Below are 17,189 nucleotides of genomic sequence, written 5' to 3' on the forward strand. Positions count from 1 at the left end.
GCGGTCACTTGATCCTTATGAGAACAATTCGGCAGTGCTCCGCGATGGGATGGCGTCGTGTGTCGTGATGGCCGTGTACGTCGGGGTTGTGGGCTGTAGTTTCGCGGTGTGGCTACCAATGAGGAGCGGTCGCGCTGGGTCGTGCACGGTGAGCGACTGATCTATGACAACCGGTGGATCCGGCTCGGGCTCGTCGATGTCGAGATCCCGGATGGGGAACGGTTCGAGCATCACGCGGTGCATCTGGATCGGGCGGCGATCGCCGTGGTGGTCGACGAGCGGGACCGGGTGCTGCTGATGTGGCGGCACCGCTTCCTGTCCGACCGGTGGGGCTGGGAGCTGCCCGGCGGGCTGATCGACGCTGGTGAGGAGGCCATCACCACGGCGGCCCGGGAGGTGGAGGAGGAGACCGGGTATCGAGTCAAGGAGATCGAGCACCTGCTCACCTACCAGCCGATGGCGGGCATGGTCGACTCTGAGCACAACCTGTTCCTCGCCCGCGGGGCCGAGTTGGTCGGCAGCCCGACCGGGGAGATCGAGGCGGATCTCATCGAGTGGATCCCGATGGCGCAGATCCCGGACATCATCGCCCGCGGGGACATCTGGACCTCGGGGACGCTGATCGGGCTGTACGCCGCTCGGGATCGGCTCAGCTCAGGGCGCGCTTGACCGCCTTGGCGAGTTCTTCGATACGGCGGCGCTGGCGGCGTGAGCCGGTCATGGTCGCCAGTTGCTGGGCTCGCTGGATGTGGGGCTGGGCGGCCTCGGCTTCGCCTTGGGCGAGGAGGGCGTGGGCGAGATCGCAGCGGACGCCGGACTCGGCGCGGTTGTAGGTGCCGTCCATTCCGGCCAGGGCTGAGCGTAGGTCCTCGATGGTGCCAGGGTCGCCGAAGCGGACCAGGCAGTTGCCGCGCCAGCGGGCCAGGTGGTGGGCGTCCAGGGACAGGTACGGCATGTTGAGATCGGCCGCTCCGTTCGGCAGTACTGCGGCGGCCTGTTCCAGGGCTGTTCGGCAGGTCGCCTCATCGCCGAGGATTGCGGCGGCTTCGGCTTCGGCCGCGAAGAGCCAGGTCCGGAGTCGGGCGGGGACGTGGCCGCGGTGGGTGGTGTGGATGTGCTGGAGAAGCTCGGTGGCCTGGGCCGGCTGGCCCAGCTCCAGCAGGACGTAGGCCTGTTCGCCGGAGATGTAGGCGAGGATCGCGGGGTTGTCGGCTTCACGGGCGGCGGCCTTGGCGTGTTCGTAGTGGTTCCAGGCGTCGTTGAGGGCGCCGGTGTGGATGGCCTGCCATCCGGCCAGGGACGAGGTTTCGGCAAGGACGTGGGCGAGCTGGGCGCGGATGCCGGGCCGTACGGCGTGGCGGTGGGCGCGCTCGATCTGGGCGATCTGGGCGCGCATCTTGTCGGCGATGGCGACTCCGCCGAGGCGGCGGTCCAGCAGACGCAGGTTGTTGGTGTCGGTCGTGAGGATCATGACCATGGCGGGGTCGACGGCCGCAGCGACTTCGAGGCGGGCGGCGAGTTCCTCGGTCTGCTCCTGGTGAGTGCCATCGCGGTCACCGGTGGGTGAGGCGAGGTCGAGCGGGGCCAGGCCGAAGAGCATGCGGGCGTGGTCGGGCAGGCCGAGGCCGGTGGCGATGCGTTCGAAGACCTCCAGGTCGGTGACCTGACGCTTGCGGTGGATGATCTGGCTGACACGGCCCTGGGTGATGCCGGTGGCGGTGCTGATGCGGATCTGGCTCGCCCCGGTGTATTTGGTGGCGAGATTGAACAATGCCGCAACGTCACGATTTTTGAGGATTCCCTGACTTTCGTTCCGATCCCAGACCCATGCGGGGATTTCGATCGGATCGAAAGCATTTCCATGCATATCGCCCTCCGGTCGACGATCCCTGAGATGGCACATCACCGCAGGTCACAGCCTATATCTCACGCCGGTATATCCGCATGGAATAGGAACGGAAAGCCTTCCTGGACATTCTTTCCGGCATGACAAAGCCGGTTAAGTGCGAGGAATGCGGCGGGCGAGGCTGGAAAATCGTCACCCGCCGCGGATGCGTCGCCGCGACAAGCCTGGGAATGGAACAGTCAGCGCAGGAGGACTGCCTCTTCTGCGAGAGGCCTGGGCAGCTCGTCGAGATGTTCGAGTGGGAGGTGTTCGTCACCTCGGACGGGACCGATCGGCTCGGGCCGTGCGGGATCAGCTCGGGTCAGGCCACGGCCATGGACACGCTGCGTACGACGCTGGCGCGGATGAGCTCGAACACGGCGGTCTGGGGGCGGATCACTCATCGGATCTACGACTTCGGCACCATGCCGGACGACTGGTCGCGGCGGGTGATCTTCCGGGCGACCGTGGACCCGGCCGGATCGGTGCGCTTCAAGCGGGTCACCTCATGAGGGTACGGACGATCATCGAGGGGCCGTCCTGCTCGGCACCGCACCCGCTTCCGCTGCAGGACGGGCACCGCACCCTCATCTGGCGTCCGCTGTACCGCTTCGAGCGTGCGCGGGTGACGGCGTGGACGTGTTACGAGCACCGGATCACCTCCTATGAGCTGTGCGAGGCGGGCGGCGTGTCCTTCATCCGCCGGACGGTCGTGAGCAAGGGCAGGCGGATCGTCTCCGAGACCGACGCGTGGTCGTGCGGGGAGGCGCGGGTCATCTGGGCGGCTCTGCTGGCGGGCAGGGCGCGTTAGCGTCCTCCTGGTCGGCAGAGTCCTGACAGGCTCCGCCTTAACCAGTACTGTGCTTATGCAGACAAGTGGAAGACTGATCGGGCGGTTGACATGAGCATGGACTTCGCTCCGCCGAAGTATGCCCAGGTGATGACGGCTATTCAGCAGCGGATCGAGGCCGGCGAGTACGCTCCAGGTGCCATGCTGCCGTCCGAGACGCAGCTTGTCCGGGAGTTCGGCGTGGGCCGTACGACCGTGGTACGGGCATTGCAGACACTTGCCATGCAGGGCTGGATCGAGCGGGAGCACGGGCGTGGCTCGTTCGTGAAGGGGCGGCCGGAGAGTTCACCGGATCGCGTACGGCCGGGCCTGGCGGTGTCCGAGCAGCCGGAGAACCCCGAGAGCGTCGTCGATGTCCGGCGTGTCCCGGCTCCTCGTCACATCGCCCGTCTTCTGGGCGTCGACGAGAAGACTCCGGTGATCGCGCGGCGGCGGACGGCGCAGCAGGGGGGACGGCTCTCGGCCGTGGAGACCCTGTGGTTCCCGTTGGAGATCGCGCTCGGTACCGACGTGGACAGGCCCGAACCACTGCGACAGGGAGTGCGCCAGCATCTCCAGGCGGTCAAGCACCTGCGGTTCGACCACATCACCGAACGCCTCACGGCTCGCAGTCCGAGGAAAGAGGAAAGCGAACTGCTCGGCGGTTCGAAGCCCGTTCTCGGCGTGCTGGCCACCGTGCACGACGCGTCGGGAGCCGTGCTGATGGTGCTGGAAGCGGCGTTGCCAGGTGATCTTCATGAGCTGCAGGATGTCTATCCCGTGACATAGGCCGACTTCGGGTGGTGCCATGCAAGACGTTCCTCCTGCCGTCAGCGAAGACCCACCCAGGAAGAAGTCGTTCTGGCGCAGTTGGAAGGGGGGCTGTCTCGTGGTCACCCTCCTGTCGCCGGTGATGGCCTTGGGTCTGCTCGTACTTCTCTTCATGATCCCCATGTGGGTCAACGACGGGAAGCTGGCGGGCATGATCAGCCGGTTCGAGCGTTACCCCCTGCCGCCCAAGACCGAGTGGGTCGGCCAGGGCGAAGGATCCGTCGCGCTTCGCGGCAACGGCAACCATTGTGATTACCTCGCCCGCTTCACACTTGAGACGGGCCTGAGCGTCCCCGAGCTCAAGGACTACTACGACCGGGCGAACATCGTAGGGATCGACGGAGATCGGCCCTACATCACGATGCAGGCTCGGCAGTCGTCGAAGCCCACCGCCCACGGCGGCCAAGTGGTGATCGTGGAACTGTCCGACAGCACAGACGCGGGCCTGGACATTCGCTGTCACTGATCCAGCCGAGGCTGCCTGCCGGGTGAGCTGAAACTCCTCCCACACGCCCAGCTCAATCACTTGTGCGGACGAGTTGAAGGAGCTACTCTCAACTCAGTCGGACAAGTGGACGACCGAACATCGGTCTCTCTTGAAAGGAGTAATCATCATGGCCATACAGGGCCCGATCGCGATCGGCTTCGACCAGGTCTTCCCGCACGGCTGCTACCTGGTCGGGGAGGTGCAGCAGGTCAAGGACTTCGACGCCTCGACGGCCACCCGGGTCGTCTACGCCAAGGACAAGACCACCGGCCTGCCGGTCTGGCAGGTCTCCGTGGTCGACGCCGACCCCGACGCCAAAGCCTCGCAGAAGTCGGTCACCGTCAAGATCCTCACCGACGTTCAGCCGGTGCCCCCGCCGCCGCTGCCGGGCCTGCCGTTCACCCCGGTCGAGTTCGACGGCATGAGCGTCACCCCCTACGTCGGCCAGGACACCGGACGGCTCGCCTACTCGCTGCGGGCGCGGGCGATGCGCGCTCCCCGCACCTCCGCCGCCTCGACCAAGCAGACCACCACCTCGGCGTCGGCCTCGGCCAAGGACGCCGCCACCACAACCAGCAAGGAGAACGCAGCATGACCACCCGTGACGACTACCGGCCCTACACCTACGTCACCGCGTCCATCCACGACGGCGACACCCGGCTTGATGTGTCCTTCCACACCGCCGAGTTGTCGGTCATCGCGATGACCGTCCAGAGCATCCGGCCCTACCTGTGCTTCGGCAGCGCCGAGGGGCAGTTGTCGATCTCCACCACCGGCGGCGGCCCCGTCACCTCCGCCGACCTGGGCCTGGCCCGGGAGATCGCGGACGCTGCCGCCCGGTACCGGGACGAGTGCGAGCGGCTGTACGCCGTCCAGGCCATCGTTCCCGCCCCCTCGCCCAACTGGGACGACGAGTCGGCCTGACGCGTAAGCGGGGCCGCTGGAAGCGGCAACTTCCGGCGGCCCCTCGGTTCTCCCCAGACTCCACATCAAGGAAGGCCTTCAGCCTAATGTTCAAAAAACTGCCCGGCGACGAGGCACAGCGCCTCGTCTCCACCACCCCCGACACCGCCGTTGTCTTTCGCCCGGCCGTGGTACGTACTCCCGCCCTGGTGACGCTGGCCATCTTCGTCTGGCGCACGGTCGCCGGAATCCTGCGGCTCATCTGGCGGCACCCGATCGCCTCGGCTGTCGTCGCGATTCCCGACGTGATCTGGACCGTCTACGGCTGGCCGTACGGCCTCGGCGTCGTCGCCCTGCTGCTGGCCGTCCCGGCCGGGTGGGCGCTGGTGAACCGCGCCTCGTTCCTGCGCCTGGTCGGCTGGCGGCTGCTGGCCTTCTGGCGCCTGGTGTGGGTCTACCGGCGGCACTGGCAACCGGTGATGACCATCTCCGGTCTGGCCCGGCACCTCGGCGGACGCGACTACCTGCCCCACCTCCTAACCGTCCGCTGCACCTCGTGGGCCGACCTGGTCACGGTGAAGATCCTCACCGGGCAGGCCGTCACCGACTGGGCCGACCGGATCGAGCAGCTCGCCCACGGGTTCGGCGCCGCCTCCTGCCAGGTGACCGTCATCCGGTCCGGCCGGCTGCTGCTGACCTTCCCTCGCCGGGACCCGTTAGCCGTACCGCTGCCTGCCGTACCGATCCCCGTTGAAGCGTCGGTGGGGCCGGTGGAAATCGGCCGCTGCGAGGACGGCGCGCCATGGCGACTCAAGGTTCACGGCACTCACGTCCTGGTCGCCGGGGCCACCGGGGCGGGCAAGGGGTCGGTGATCTGGTCGACGATTCGGGGGCTACTGCCCGCCGTCAGTGTGGGACTGGCGGAGATCTGGGCGCTGGATCCCAAGCTCATGGAGCTGTCTTTTGGTCGTGACCTGTTCGGCGACCACTACGCCGCGTCCCCGGAAGCCTGCGTCGAGCTTCTCGAAGCCGCGGTGAAGGTCATGCAGGAACGGGCCGGCCGCTTCGCCGGGGTCCGACGTAACCACACCCCCACCGTGCAGGACCCGTTCGTCCTGGTCGTGGTCGACGAGGTGGCGTTCCTGACCGCCTACCAGCCGGACAAGGGCCTTCGGGTGCGCACCATCGCCGCCCTGGCGACTATGACGACGCAGGGCCGGGCGGTCGGGGTCGGTGTCCTGGCCGCGCTCCAGGACCCGCGCAAAGACGTGCTGACCATCCGCAACCTGTTCCCCGACAAGATCGCCCTCCGGTTGGACGAGTCCGAGCAGGTCGACATGGTGCTCGGTGACGGAGCCCGGGACCGGGGCGCGCTGGCCGACCTGATCTCACCCCGGCCACAGCAAGGGGCGGGCATCGCCTACATCCGGCTGGAGACCTCCCCGGACCCGATCCGGGCCCGCGCCGCCTACGTCTCCGACGACGACATCCGCGACATGGTCGCCGTGTTCAGCGCCGACACCCTGCCACTACCCGAGGGGGTGGGCTGATGCGCGTCGTCATCCAGGCCACCCTCGCCGAACTGAGCGCCTCCGGGCTGCTCGACCTCGACGACGCCACGATCCAGCCGCGTCTCGTGCTGGTCAACCTTCAGCTCTGCAAGGACCCCTACAGCGACGCCTACCGGCTGCACGCCGACGTCCTCGACCCGCATCGGAAGGAGGCCAGATGACCGACACCGCCCACCCGTCCACCCCCCAGTTCTTGCCCTTCACCGCCGACATGCCGAACGGCGCTGACCGGACCCTTCCTCGCCTGGTGCGCGACACCCTGCCCCTGGCCCTGGACGTCGCCGTGGAGGTCGCCAAGCTCAACGGCGTCTGCATCCGACCGATCGAACTGCGCCGCTTCGACACCCACACCGGCCGCACCGAACCATTCGACATCCCCTGCGGCACCACCAATGAAGCCAAGTGCCCGCCCTGTGCCAAGCGCAACAAGCAGCTACGCAAGGCCCAGTGCCGGGAAGGCTGGCATCTGGAGACCGAACCCGTCTCCGAACCGCACCCGGCCACCGACGATCAGAAATGGCTGATCGAGTTCCGGGCCGACGTCCAGGCCAAGCGGGATGCCGCCGAACGTGACGGTCAAGACGTGGCCGACTGGGACGAGGCGATCGCGGGCATCAACGCCGAGATCAACGCCGCCGGGATGCGGGGCAACGTCACCGGCGGCCGAACCGCTTCCCGCCGTTCCCGCTCCACCCGGCGGCGGCAGGACGCCCCGGACCTTCCCAAGCGCGCCCGGCAGAACACCACCCTCGGGCGAACCTTCATCGCCCCGGACGGCCAGGTGTTCCGGCCCTCGCTGTTCGTCACACTCACTCTGCCCTCGTATGGAAAGATCCGCCCCGGTCAGGGCGTGCCCGTCGACCCGGCCAGCTACGACTACGCGACGGCGGCTCGGGACGCGTTGCACTTCTCCAAGCTGGTGGACCGGTTCGTGCAGAACCTGCGCCGGGTCGCCGGGTACGACGTGCAGTACTTCGCCACGGTGGAGCCGCAGAAGAGGTTCGCGCCGCACCTTCATATGGCGATCCGCGGAACCCTGCCGCGTGCGGAGATCAAGGCCATCGCGGCGGCCACCTATCACCAGGTGTGGTGGCCGCAGGTGAATGAAGTCCGGTTCGAGAGCAACCATCTGCCGGTCTGGGGCGAGCGGGATGAGCAAGGCGAGCCGTACCCGGACGGACAGGCCGGCGACTACCTCGACCCCGCCACGGGTGAGCTGCTACCCACCTGGGAGCAAGCCCTCGACCGGCTCGACACCGATGACGAGGCCGAACCACTGCACATGGTGCGCTTCGGTGCCCAGGTCGACGTGCAGGGGCTCCTGGCCGGGTCACCGGACGCCCACAAGCGCATCGGCTACCTGACCAAGTACCTCACCAAGAGCCTTGGCGACACCCTCGACCTCGACCCCGACGAGAACGACCAGGAGGGCGAGGAGGCGGCCGGTCCGGCTCGTGCGGCGATCCACCAGGCCCGTCGGGACCACGCCGCCCGCCTCGTGGAGGCGCTGCGCTACGAACCGTGCTCTCCGGCCTGCGCCAACTGGCTGCGCTACGGCGTCCAGCCCAAGAACGCCAAGGCGGGCATGACCCCGGGCCGATGCCGTTCCAAAGCGCACAAGGCCAATCACCTCGGCTACGCCGGACGCCGCGTCCTGGTTTCCCGCAAGTGGTCCGGCAAGACCCTGCGCGACCACAAACAAGACTGCCGGGCCTGGGTCCTCGACATGCTCGGCCTGCCCGACGACGACACCGCCACCGACCCGCACCGCTACATCTGGCGGCCGGTCTCCACCAAGGACCCCACCCGAACCCCACTGCCGGTACGGCTGCTGCGCGGCGTCGCCAACCGACAACGAACCCGCGCCCGGCTCGACGAACTGCGCGCCAGAGCCGACGGCAGACCCCTCACCGACCTTTCGGCAACCACGGCACTGAGGGAGGCGGCATGAACAAGAACCGCGACGAGCTCATGACCGTCCCCGAAATCCTCCACGAACTCGGCGGGGTGTCCCGGCGGACCTTCTACCGCTGGCGCGAGATCGGCCACGCTCCCCAGGGCCTCAAGCTCCCCAACGGCGAAATTCGCGTGTGGCGTAGCGAGTTCACGACCTGGCTGGAATCCCTTCGGGAGGCGGCGTGATCACCTCTTATGACGTGAAGTTCTGGGAGATCCGCCGGAATGCCTCCAGCAAGACGCCGTCCTACGTCGTGCGCTGGAAAGTCGGCGGCCGGGAGAAGTCCAAGACTCTGCGTACGAAGGCGCTCGCCGAGAGCTTTCTGTCGGACCTGCGTCAGGAGGCCAAGCGGGGCCAGGCATTCGACGTGGAGACGGGGCTCCCGCTTTCTCTCCTGGCTGTCAAGCAGGCGGTGACATGGTTTGACTTCGCTCTGGCCTACGTGGACATGAAGTGGCCCCACGCGGCGGCCAAAACGCGAGACAGTCTCACCGACGCATTGGCTACTGTCACCCCTGCTCTCGTCAACGAGAACGCATCGGGAAAGCCAGATCTCCTGATTCTCCGAGAGGCCCTCCGACAGTTCGCGTTTCCCCCGGCCGCTCGGCAACTCGACCGGCCGGAAGAGATCCGTACAACCCTTGCCTGGCTCGGTCGGCACTCGCTTCCCGTCGCGGATCTGGCCAAGGTTCGAAACGTACGGCTCGGCCTGGACGCGCTGACACTCCGGCTCGATGGCGGAGCCGCCGCTGCCACGACCATCGCCCGGAAGCGGTCGGTCTTCTACAACGCTCTCCAGTACGCCGTGGACCTGGAAGAGCTGGCCTCGAACCCGATCGACAGGGTGAAGGCGTGGAAGCCTCCGAAGGTCCGGGAGGTCGTGGATCGCCGGGTGGTGGTCAACCCGGTCCAGGCGCGGGAGCTGCTGACCTCGGTGACCTACGTGGGCCGACTGGATCGGGGACGGCACCTTCGGGGCTTCTTCGCCTGCCTGTACTTCGCCGGGCTGCGTCCGGCTGAGGCGCTCGGGCTCCGCAAGCAGGACTGCCATCTCCCAGAGGCCGGGTGGGGGCGGCTCGTCCTGGCCAAGTCCAAGCCACAGGCCAACAAGAGGTGGACCGACAGCGGGCAGGCCCACGACGACCGGGGCCTCAAGCACCGGGCCGAGGACGAGGGGCGTCCCGTGCCCATCCCGCCGGAGCTGGTGGCGATCCTGCGGGAGCACCTCGACGAGTTCGGCGTTCACAAGGACGGGAGGCTGTTTCGGACCTCACGCGGCGGGGTGATCTCCATAGGAACGTACTGCGAAGCGTGGAAGGCGGCCCGGCTGCTGGCGCTGACTCCCGAACAGCAGGTGTCCCCGCTGGCGGCCCGGCCGTACGATCTGCGACACGCGGCCGTGTCGCTCTGGCTCAACGCCGGGGTGGCGGCCCCCGACGTGGCCGAGCGGGCCGGGCACGGAGTGGACGTGCTGCTCAAGGTCTACGCCAAGTGCATCGACGGGGGTGTGGAGGTCGCCAACCGGCGGATAGACGACGCGCTGGCGGCGTGATCACGGATACGTCCAAGGAGACTCGTTCACCACGGAGCCCTTCGTTCACACCGAGGGGGTCAGGGGTTCGAATGCCCTCATCTTCGCCAGGACAGGAGGCCCGGTTCCAGGTCATGGATTCGGGCCTCCTCGTTGCTCGGGGAGCCATACAGCTGGTCTCTCTCCGGAGGAGATCCGTACGGCCCATACGTGCGGAAGATCGGTTCTCCCTAACGCAGGGCTTCGGGCAGTCTCAGCCACATGTCGGCCTGACCTGCGATCGACCGGTTGTCGGTCGGCCGCAGGCCCGCTCCGGCATAGCAGTAGGCCTCGGCCTGACCGTGGTACAGGTAGGTGGCGAGGATCTCCTCCGGGGACTCTTCGGAGTAAGTGCTACCCCCGCCGGGGTGGGTGTCCCATTCCTCAATCTCACCGTCGCGGGCAACGGCCCCCTGGTTGCCGCTCTTGGGATTGGCGAACAGCCCATAGCAGACGGTGCCCACCGACAAGCGCTCCATGACGCCGGGATTGGACGCGGCGTATCCACACGGCTGAACGACGACACATCCGCCGGGCACGTCCGTGACGCCGACGACGGCCAGGGTGGCGTCGAAGTCCGAGAAGGGATCCTCCATGATCTCTTCAACCTCGGCGTCATCGGCTGGTACGGCCTCCAGGCGCCGTGCCGCCTCGGCGGCGGTGACGCTGGCCACGCAGGCGATGCTGTAGCCGTCATCGTCGAAATCCCCCAGCGCGGCGATCAGACGTCTGGCCTCCACCACCGCGGCACTCTCTTCAGCGGACAGGCCCGCCTTCCCAGCAGGGAGAGTGAACAGGTCAGGGGTGGGAGTGGCCAGGCTGAGCCGTCCAGGAGACCAGCCGTTCATCATCGGCCGCCACGGATCTGCCCCGGCGGCGACCAGGGCGCGGGCGTTGCCGGGGCTGTTGGCGAAGACAGCCGCCCAGAGCGCCGTACGATCTTCGTGCTCGGCGTCGACGTCATCGACGCGCCGGGCCAGCTCCGCGACCACCTCAGGCGACCCACACTCGGCCGCCGCGTGGAGCGGCCGTCCGTGGAAGTGCGCCCCTGAATTCGGGTCGGCACCCGCGTCGAGCCGGGCACGGATCAGACCGAGGTTCGTCCAGTCGTTCCAGCCGATGCCGGACCACCCGGGTCCATCGTTGACGGCCATGGCTCTCCTTGAGGGGATGTACGGGATATATGACCGCCGATCATGGCGTACGAGGCCGACAGATTCGGGCCGCGGACGCAGTCGGTCCACGGGAGAACAGCACTCTCCGACGCTCATGGTCATACTGGTCGGCGAGAGGCTGGGCGAAGTCGACAAAAAGTCAGTAGACCCGCCGCCACGAGGGCGCAGCCGATACCGACAGGTGTCATCGTCGCGGCACCGGTTGGCATCCGGTGAGCGGATCCGACGCGTCCCGCCGAGGCTTCACAGGCTCGACCTGGGGAAACGTGGCCAACATCATTCCGCGTATATTCCGCGACCGCCGGCCGAGGGCCGCTCAGCACAGCGTACGGCTGCGCACCCCCGAAACGATCAACGGCGCCTCACCGGGCCGTAGGCCCTGGTCAGACGCCGTTTTCGGAGGTTGGCGGAGAGCGTGGGATTCGAACCCACGAGACCGGTCACCCGGCCTAGCGGTTTTCAAGACCGCCGCCATCGTCCACTAGGCGAGCTCTCCTGGCTGACTCGTCTCAAGAACGCGTCAGATTGCACCTTAGTCTCTCACTGCTCCGGGCGTGCCCGGGACTCGGTGGGCGCCCCGTCCTTGTTTGGAGGACGGGGCGCCCGCCGTACCCGGGGTCAGGGTTGCTGGCCGGCGAAGCCGTCGCCGACCGAGGCCGCCAGGCGGAGGTAGGAGTCGCGGGTCGCGGGTTGGAGCCTGTCCAGTTCGATCTCGGCTCCCTCCTCCAGGTGGGGGTCGTAGGGGACACGGATCACCGCTCGGCAGCGGGCCGCGAAGTGGGCCTCGAGGCGGTCGAGGTCCACGGTCGACTTCGATCGGGGGCGGACGCTGCACAGCACCACCGTGGCGGAGCGGACCAGTTCCTCGTAGTGGTGGGCCTCCAGCCAGTCCAGGGTCGCCGAGGCGGCACGGGCGCCGTCCACGGAGGGGGAGCTCACCAGGACGAGCTGGTCGGCCAGGCCGAGGACACCGGACATGGCCGAGTGGAGCAGGCCTGTTCCGCAGTCGGTGATGCAGATTGAGTAGAAGTTCTCCAGGACCTGGGCGACCGACTGGTAGTCGGACGCGCTGAAGGCCTCGGAAACCGACGGGTCGCGGTCGGAGGCGAGGATCTCCAGGCGGGACGGGGCCTGCGAGGTAAAGGCCCTGATGTCGACGTAGCGCTTGATCTGCTGACGCTCGTTGAGCAGGTCGCGGACGGTGGCGGAGGTCTCGAGCTCCACCTTGTCCGACAGGGTGCCGCGGTCGGGGTTGGCGTCGACCGCGATGACCCTGTCACCGCGGGCCTGGGCGAGAGTCGCGCCGAGCCCGACCGTGGTCGTGGTCTTGCCGACACCACCCTTCAGACTCAGCACGGCGACCCGGTGATGCCCGGTGGCCACGGGGGTGCGGGCACGGGCGGTCAGTTCGCGACGGCGGCGGGCCTCGGGGGACTCGCCGGGCTTGATCAGGCCGGCCGACGCCTTGTAGATCAGCCTGCGCCAGCCCCCGGAGGGTGCGTTACGACGTCCTCTGAGCAGCGACTCGGGGTCCAGGCTGTCGGCTGAAGGCCTCGCCCCGGACGCCTGCCTGGACGGCGCGCTGAAAGCAGGCGGCGGCGCCGAGTGACGGCGCCGAGGCTGGTACGGCTCCCGCACAGGCTCGGCCGCGTCCCAGCCGGGCGCGAAGGGTGTTTCCCGCTCGGGGGCGGGAGACGGTTCCGCCGAGGAAGACCTGTCGGAGCCGGGTGCGAAGGCCGTATCCCTTTCCGAGGTGAACGGGGCCTCCCTGCCCTCCCTCTTGGGCCTGTCGGGTCCGTCGGAGGTGAGCGGCCTGTCCCAGTCCCGGCCGAAAGCGGAAGTGGCCGGGGAGGTCTGGCCGAACGCCCCGGCGTCCTCCCGAGTGGAGCGGCCTTGCGGGGTTGCCTGCTTCGACGCGTCCGCGCCGAAGGAACCGGACATCCGGAACGACTCGGCCGCCTCGGCGCGCTCGGAATGTTCTCCGCGCTCGGTGCGCCCAGGATGCTCCACGCGTTCGGCGGGTTCGGACGTGGCCTGCCGGAGTGGCTCGTTCGCCGCCGGAGACTTCCCGAACACGGACCGGTCACGGTCCTGCTCCGCCCCCTCGAACACCGACCGCTCACGCTCCCGCTCGGCGGTGCCGAAGGAGAACTGGTCACGGCCAGGATCGCTCCCCGCTGGTGCGAACCGGTCAGAAGCGTCGGCCGCGGGTGCGAACCGGTCAGGGCCGGGGTCGTCTCCCCTGGAGGTGTACCGGTCCTGGGTGGAGGGCGCGCCGCCGGGCGTGAACGATTCCGACTGTGGAGCCGAAGGCCTGAACGGTTCGAACTCAGGACCGCGTGAGAGATCAGGACCACGTGAGAGATCAGCACCGGGTGAGAGATCGGTCCCGCGTGAGGCCCCGGATCCACGTGAAACGTCGGGACCGCGTGAGCCCTCAGGTTCGTGCGAGGTCTCGGGACCGGGCGAGGTCTCGGGACCGCGTGAAAGGTCGGGGCCGGGTGACAGGTCACGGGCGTGTGCCAGGTCGGTCCCGCGCGGCGCATCAGCGGCATGTGACGCGTCAGAACCGTGTGACACGTCGCGTCCGCGCGACTCGACGTCGATCAGAGGGAAGGTCTCCGACGCGTCGAGCGGGCGATGAGGCCGCTCGAGCAGGCCGCGGGACGGCTCGGGATCGGGCACGGAGTCCGGCTCAGGTTCGAGTTCGAGCCTGGATTCGGGCCCGGACTCGGCCCTGAACTCGGACCTGGACCCGGATCTGGCTTCGGACCTGGACTCGGCAGAGTCAGCACGCGCTGCGGGCTCATTGGACGGAGTGCGCGTCGCGGGCTCGGTGAAGTCGCCCACCGTGCGGCCGTCCGCGAAGCCACCCGCGGTACGGCCGTCGGCGAGGCCGTCGACCGCCTGACCATCTGTGACGTCACCCGTCGTACGGCCGTCGGCGAGATCGCCGGCCAACCGGTCGTCCGTGAACTCGACCGACGTGTGACCGTCAGTGAACTCGCCCGCGTCGTCCGCCACGTGACGGGGCAACGGCTTGAGGGGGGCGAGGAATCCCTCGTTGTCCTGTGGAGAGGATGGCGTGACCGGGGGCACGGTGAAGGCGCTCACCGGGCCGGAGACCTCCATCCAGTCGGCCGCGTCGGCGTCCTCGACCGGCGGAGCCGTCACGCTCGTGGACGTGCCCGCGTGGCTGCCCATGAGGTTGTACGAGGGGTCGGCTGCCGTGCGGAACAGCGATGACGACGCGGTGTCCGGCTCGGCGGGGACCGAGCTCCAGGGGTCCTTCGGGTATGGCGAAATGACGGCGTCGTCCACCGCTGTGCTCTTTAACGCGATGGGGGGCGCCTCCTCCTGTTCCTTGATAGCGTCGAGCCAGGCAAGCTGTTCCTCGAGAGATTCCTCACGATCGTGTCTTGCCACCGTGTTCCCCCTCGGGATGGGCGTAAAAGGGCAGCAAACACATAGCAGGTTAACGCCCTGTGTTCTCGTCAATGCGGGCAACCACCAAGTTGATCCCCAGCGGATAGCGTTGGAGACATGCACGCCATCGTGATCGATAAACCTGGCGGACCCGAAGTGCTGGACTGGCGAGAGGTCCCCGATCCCCGGCCGGAGCCGGGCGAGGTCCTCATCGACGTGGCGGCCTCCGCGGTCAACCGAGCCGACATCCTGCAGAGACAGGGACTCTACAACCCCCCGCGGGGCGCCTCGCCGTATCCGGGACTTGAGTGTTCCGGAGTCGTCGCCGAGGTGGGCTCGGACGTCGAGGACTTCAGGCCCGGCGACCGGGTGTGCGCCCTGCTCTCCGGCGGCGGTTACGCGGAGCGAGTCGCCGTGCCCTGGCAACAGGTCATGCGCGTGCCGGACGGCGTGGACCTGGTCGAGGCGGCCGGGCTGCCCGAGGTCGCGTGCACGGTGTGGTCCAACGTGTTCATGACGGCGCGGCTCAGGAAGGGCGAGACGCTTCTCGTCCACGGTGGCGCCAGCGGGATAGGCACGCTGGCCATACAGCTCGCGAAGGCGTTCGGCTCGCGCGTGGTCGTCACGGCCGGGTCCGCGGAGAAGATCGCCCGCTGTCTCGAGCTCGGCGCCGACGAGGGGATCGACTATCACGACGGGGACTTCTCCGAGAAGGTCCAGGCCGATGTGATCCTCGACATCGTCGGGGGGCCGTACCTCTCGAAGAACGTCAGGGCACTCAAGACCGGCGGCAGGCTCGTCGTGATCGGTATGCAGGGGGGCTCCAGGGGAGAGCTGGATCTGGGTGCGCTCCTCGCCAGACGAGCCTCGGTGCACGGCACCACGCTACGCGCACGGCCCGTCGACGAGAAGGGGGTCATCGTGCGCGGCGTCGTACAGAACGTCTGGCCTCTGGTGGACGCGGGGGCGATCCGCCCGGTGATCCACTCCCGGGTGCCGATGAACGACGCCGCCGCAGCTCACCGGATCCTTGAATCCGGGGAGCACGTCGGGAAAATCCTGCTAGTAGGTTGAGGACTATGAACGCTGAGGAGAGCACTCCGCATGTAGTGGTCGTGGGCCCGCAGGGGGTCCAGACCGAGGAGGAAGGCGAAGGGCGCTCCGTCGCCGACCTGGTCGAGCAGCCCGCCAAGGTGATGCGCATCGGCAGCATGATCCGCCAGCTTCTTGAGGAGGTCAGGGCGGCTCCGCTGGACGAGGCCAGCCGCAAGCGGCTCAAGGAGATCCACCAGAGCTCCATCAAGGAGCTCGAGGACGGTCTCGCGCCCGAGCTGGTCGACGAGCTGGAACGGCTGTCGCTCCCCTTCACCGATGACGGCAACGGCACCCCGCCGAGCGAGGCGGAGCTGCGGGTGGCGCACGCGCAGCTGGTCGGCTGGCTCGAGGGTCTGTTCCACGGGATCCAGACGACGCTTTTCGCCCAGCAGATGGCGGCCCGCGCCCAGTTGGAGAACATGCGCAGGGCGCTGCCCGGTGGCGTTTCCCTGACGCAGGAGAACCAGCAGGGCAACTCGGGCCCCTACCTGTGAACCGGGGTCACCGCCGGTAAAGGGCCTCGAGGACTTCTGCGACCCCGTCGTCGTTGTTGGCCGCGGTCACGTGATCGACCGCGGCCAGCACCTTGCTGTGCGCGTTCGCGACGGCGTACGAGGTGCCCGCCCATCGCAGCATCGGCAGGTCGTTCGGCATGTCGCCGAAGGCGATCACCTCGGAGGGCCTGATGTCCCGCCCTTCCGCGAGGGCGGCGAGCGCGGAGGCCTTCGTCACGCCGTGGGCGCTCATCTCGATCATCGCACGGCCACTGGAGTGGGTGGGCGTGACCAACTCGCCGACCAGCTCACTGATCGCCTCCTGCAGGATGTCGGGGTCCATCCCGGGGTGCAGGGCCAGGAGCTTGGCGCAGGGCAGCGAGGTGAGCGTGGCCGTCTCCACCCGAAGTCCGGCGATCGTCGTGGCGTCTAGACGGGCCGTGGTGTCGAGACGGTCGGGAAGGAAGTCGGTTTCGTGCGCGAACCCGCCTTCGTATTCCACCGAGAACGTGAGTTCTGGGATCTTCTCACGGAGCCGACTCACGACCTCTTCAAGGACATCCGGGGCGATAAGGTGAGATTTCACGATCTGTTCGGTGTGCAGGTCGTAGACAAGCGCTCCGTTGGCGCATATGGCCAGTCCTCGATGACGTACGGCTCCCGCGATCGGACGCATCCATCGGGGTGGGCGTCCTGTCACGAAGACCAGTGTGGCTCCAGCGCTCTCCACGAGGGCGAAGGCCGCCGCAGTACGGGGTGAGACGGTGCCGTCGGAGCGCAAAGCGGTACCGTCAAGGTCGGTGGCGACGAGCCTGGGGCTTCCCATAACAGGCTCCAGTCTGCACCGTGATCCGGCGGGTACCCGCATCGGGATCCGTCTCTGAGGAATCTTCCTCGTGGCGGGAACACGAGCGCGCCGGATAGTGTTAGATGTGATGGCGTTGTATTAGCTGAATCCCGTTGTGA

The 17,189-nt window shown here is 67.9% G+C and carries 17 protein-coding genes and 2 tRNA genes; 14 read left to right on the forward strand and 5 right to left on the reverse strand.

Features of this window, described 5'->3' with window-relative positions:
* The first annotated feature begins 108 nt into the window (after window positions 1-108).
* Complete coding sequence (locus AB0395_RS26640; RefSeq protein WP_366285169.1) at window positions 109-669, forward strand: NUDIX hydrolase; 561 nt, start codon at window positions 109-111, stop codon at window positions 667-669.
* Here AB0395_RS26640 and AB0395_RS26645 read toward each other — a convergent pair.
* Window positions 650-1,771, reverse strand: coding sequence for an XRE family transcriptional regulator (locus AB0395_RS26645; RefSeq protein ID WP_366285171.1), 1,122 nt, complete (start codon window positions 1,769-1,771; stop codon window positions 650-652). The genes AB0395_RS26640 and AB0395_RS26645 overlap by 20 nt on opposite strands.
* Before the next feature lie 305 nt (window positions 1,772-2,076).
* Here AB0395_RS26645 and AB0395_RS26650 point away from each other — a divergent pair, with 305 nt between their 5' ends.
* The 11 genes from AB0395_RS26650 to AB0395_RS26700 all read left to right on the forward strand — a co-directional run bounded on the left by AB0395_RS26650 (window position 2,077) and on the right by AB0395_RS26700 (window position 10,104).
* Complete coding sequence (locus tag AB0395_RS26650; RefSeq protein ID WP_366285173.1) at window positions 2,077-2,397, forward strand: hypothetical protein; 321 nt, start codon at window positions 2,077-2,079, stop codon at window positions 2,395-2,397.
* The gene (locus AB0395_RS26655) at window positions 2,394-2,696 is read left to right on the forward strand and encodes a hypothetical protein (protein WP_366285176.1); all 303 of its coding nucleotides are present in this window, start codon (window positions 2,394-2,396) and stop codon (window positions 2,694-2,696) included. Before AB0395_RS26650 ends, AB0395_RS26655 begins: the two co-directional genes overlap by 4 nt.
* 90 nt (window positions 2,697-2,786) lie before the next feature.
* Window positions 2,787-3,503, forward strand: coding sequence for a GntR family transcriptional regulator (locus AB0395_RS26660; RefSeq protein WP_366285178.1), 717 nt, complete (start codon window positions 2,787-2,789; stop codon window positions 3,501-3,503).
* Between the two features lie 100 nt (window positions 3,504-3,603).
* Window positions 3,604-4,011, forward strand: coding sequence for a hypothetical protein (locus tag AB0395_RS26665; RefSeq protein WP_366285180.1), 408 nt, complete (start codon window positions 3,604-3,606; stop codon window positions 4,009-4,011).
* 148 nt (window positions 4,012-4,159) lie between these two features.
* Window positions 4,160-4,627 carry a plasmid replication, integration and excision activator gene (locus tag AB0395_RS26670; protein ID WP_366285182.1) on the forward strand — a complete coding sequence of 156 codons (468 nt, stop codon included), beginning with the start codon at window positions 4,160-4,162 and terminating at the stop codon, window positions 4,625-4,627.
* Window positions 4,624-4,956 carry a hypothetical protein gene (locus AB0395_RS26675; protein WP_366285185.1) on the forward strand — a complete coding sequence of 111 codons (333 nt, stop codon included), beginning with the start codon at window positions 4,624-4,626 and terminating at the stop codon, window positions 4,954-4,956. Before AB0395_RS26670 ends, AB0395_RS26675 begins: the two co-directional genes overlap by 4 nt.
* Before the next feature lie 86 nt (window positions 4,957-5,042).
* Window positions 5,043-6,485 (forward strand): FtsK/SpoIIIE domain-containing protein, encoded by a 1,443-nt coding sequence (locus AB0395_RS26680; RefSeq protein WP_366285187.1) that lies wholly within the window; start codon window positions 5,043-5,045, stop codon window positions 6,483-6,485.
* Window positions 6,485-6,667 (forward strand): hypothetical protein, encoded by a 183-nt coding sequence (locus AB0395_RS26685; RefSeq protein ID WP_366285188.1) that lies wholly within the window; start codon window positions 6,485-6,487, stop codon window positions 6,665-6,667. Before AB0395_RS26680 ends, AB0395_RS26685 begins: the two co-directional genes overlap by 1 nt.
* Entirely contained in the window at window positions 6,664-8,457 is a 1,794-nt protein-coding gene (locus tag AB0395_RS26690; RefSeq protein WP_366285191.1) for a replication initiator, read from the forward strand. Before AB0395_RS26685 ends, AB0395_RS26690 begins: the two co-directional genes overlap by 4 nt.
* Window positions 8,454-8,648, forward strand: a complete 195-nt coding sequence (locus AB0395_RS26695) for an excisionase (RefSeq protein ID WP_366285193.1) — start codon at window positions 8,454-8,456, stop codon at window positions 8,646-8,648. The genes AB0395_RS26690 and AB0395_RS26695 overlap by 4 nt, the downstream gene beginning before the upstream one ends.
* A 1,316-nt stretch (window positions 8,649-9,964) precedes the next feature.
* Window positions 9,965-10,104: transfer RNA gene (locus AB0395_RS26700), tRNA-Val, on the forward strand.
* A gap of 120 nt (window positions 10,105-10,224) precedes the next feature.
* On the opposite strand, the gene AB0395_RS26705 is transcribed toward AB0395_RS26700, so the two are convergent.
* From AB0395_RS26705 to AB0395_RS26715, 3 genes are all read right to left on the reverse strand, one after another.
* Window positions 10,225-11,187 carry an ankyrin repeat domain-containing protein gene (locus AB0395_RS26705; RefSeq protein WP_366285196.1) on the reverse strand — a complete coding sequence of 321 codons (963 nt, stop codon included), beginning with the start codon at window positions 11,185-11,187 and terminating at the stop codon, window positions 10,225-10,227.
* Between the two features lie 425 nt (window positions 11,188-11,612).
* Window positions 11,613-11,704: transfer RNA gene (locus AB0395_RS26710), tRNA-Ser, on the reverse strand.
* 122 nt (window positions 11,705-11,826) lie between these two features.
* Window positions 11,827-14,529: an AAA family ATPase gene (locus tag AB0395_RS26715; RefSeq protein ID WP_366285198.1), complete on the reverse strand. Its 2,703-nt coding sequence runs from the start codon at window positions 14,527-14,529 to the stop codon at window positions 11,827-11,829.
* A 222-nt stretch (window positions 14,530-14,751) separates the two neighbouring features.
* On the opposite strand from AB0395_RS26715, the gene AB0395_RS26720 reads away from it, so the two are divergent.
* Both AB0395_RS26720 and AB0395_RS26725 read left to right on the forward strand, forming a co-directional pair.
* Window positions 14,752-15,708, forward strand: coding sequence for an NAD(P)H-quinone oxidoreductase (locus AB0395_RS26720; RefSeq protein ID WP_366285201.1), 957 nt, complete (start codon window positions 14,752-14,754; stop codon window positions 15,706-15,708).
* Between the two features lie 5 nt (window positions 15,709-15,713).
* On the forward strand, window positions 15,714-16,223 hold the full coding sequence (locus AB0395_RS26725) for a bacterial proteasome activator family protein (RefSeq protein ID WP_366285203.1): 510 nt from the start codon (window positions 15,714-15,716) through the stop codon (window positions 16,221-16,223).
* A 7-nt stretch (window positions 16,224-16,230) separates the two neighbouring features.
* On the opposite strand, the gene AB0395_RS26730 is transcribed toward AB0395_RS26725, so the two are convergent.
* Entirely contained in the window at window positions 16,231-17,049 is an 819-nt protein-coding gene (locus tag AB0395_RS26730; protein WP_366285205.1) for an HAD family hydrolase, read from the reverse strand.
* Window positions 17,050-17,189: the final 140 nt, after the last annotated feature.

Origin of the sequence: Streptosporangium sp. NPDC051023, from assembly GCF_040689595.1 — a bacterium.
GTDB lineage: Bacteria > Actinomycetota > Actinomycetes > Streptosporangiales > Streptosporangiaceae > Streptosporangium.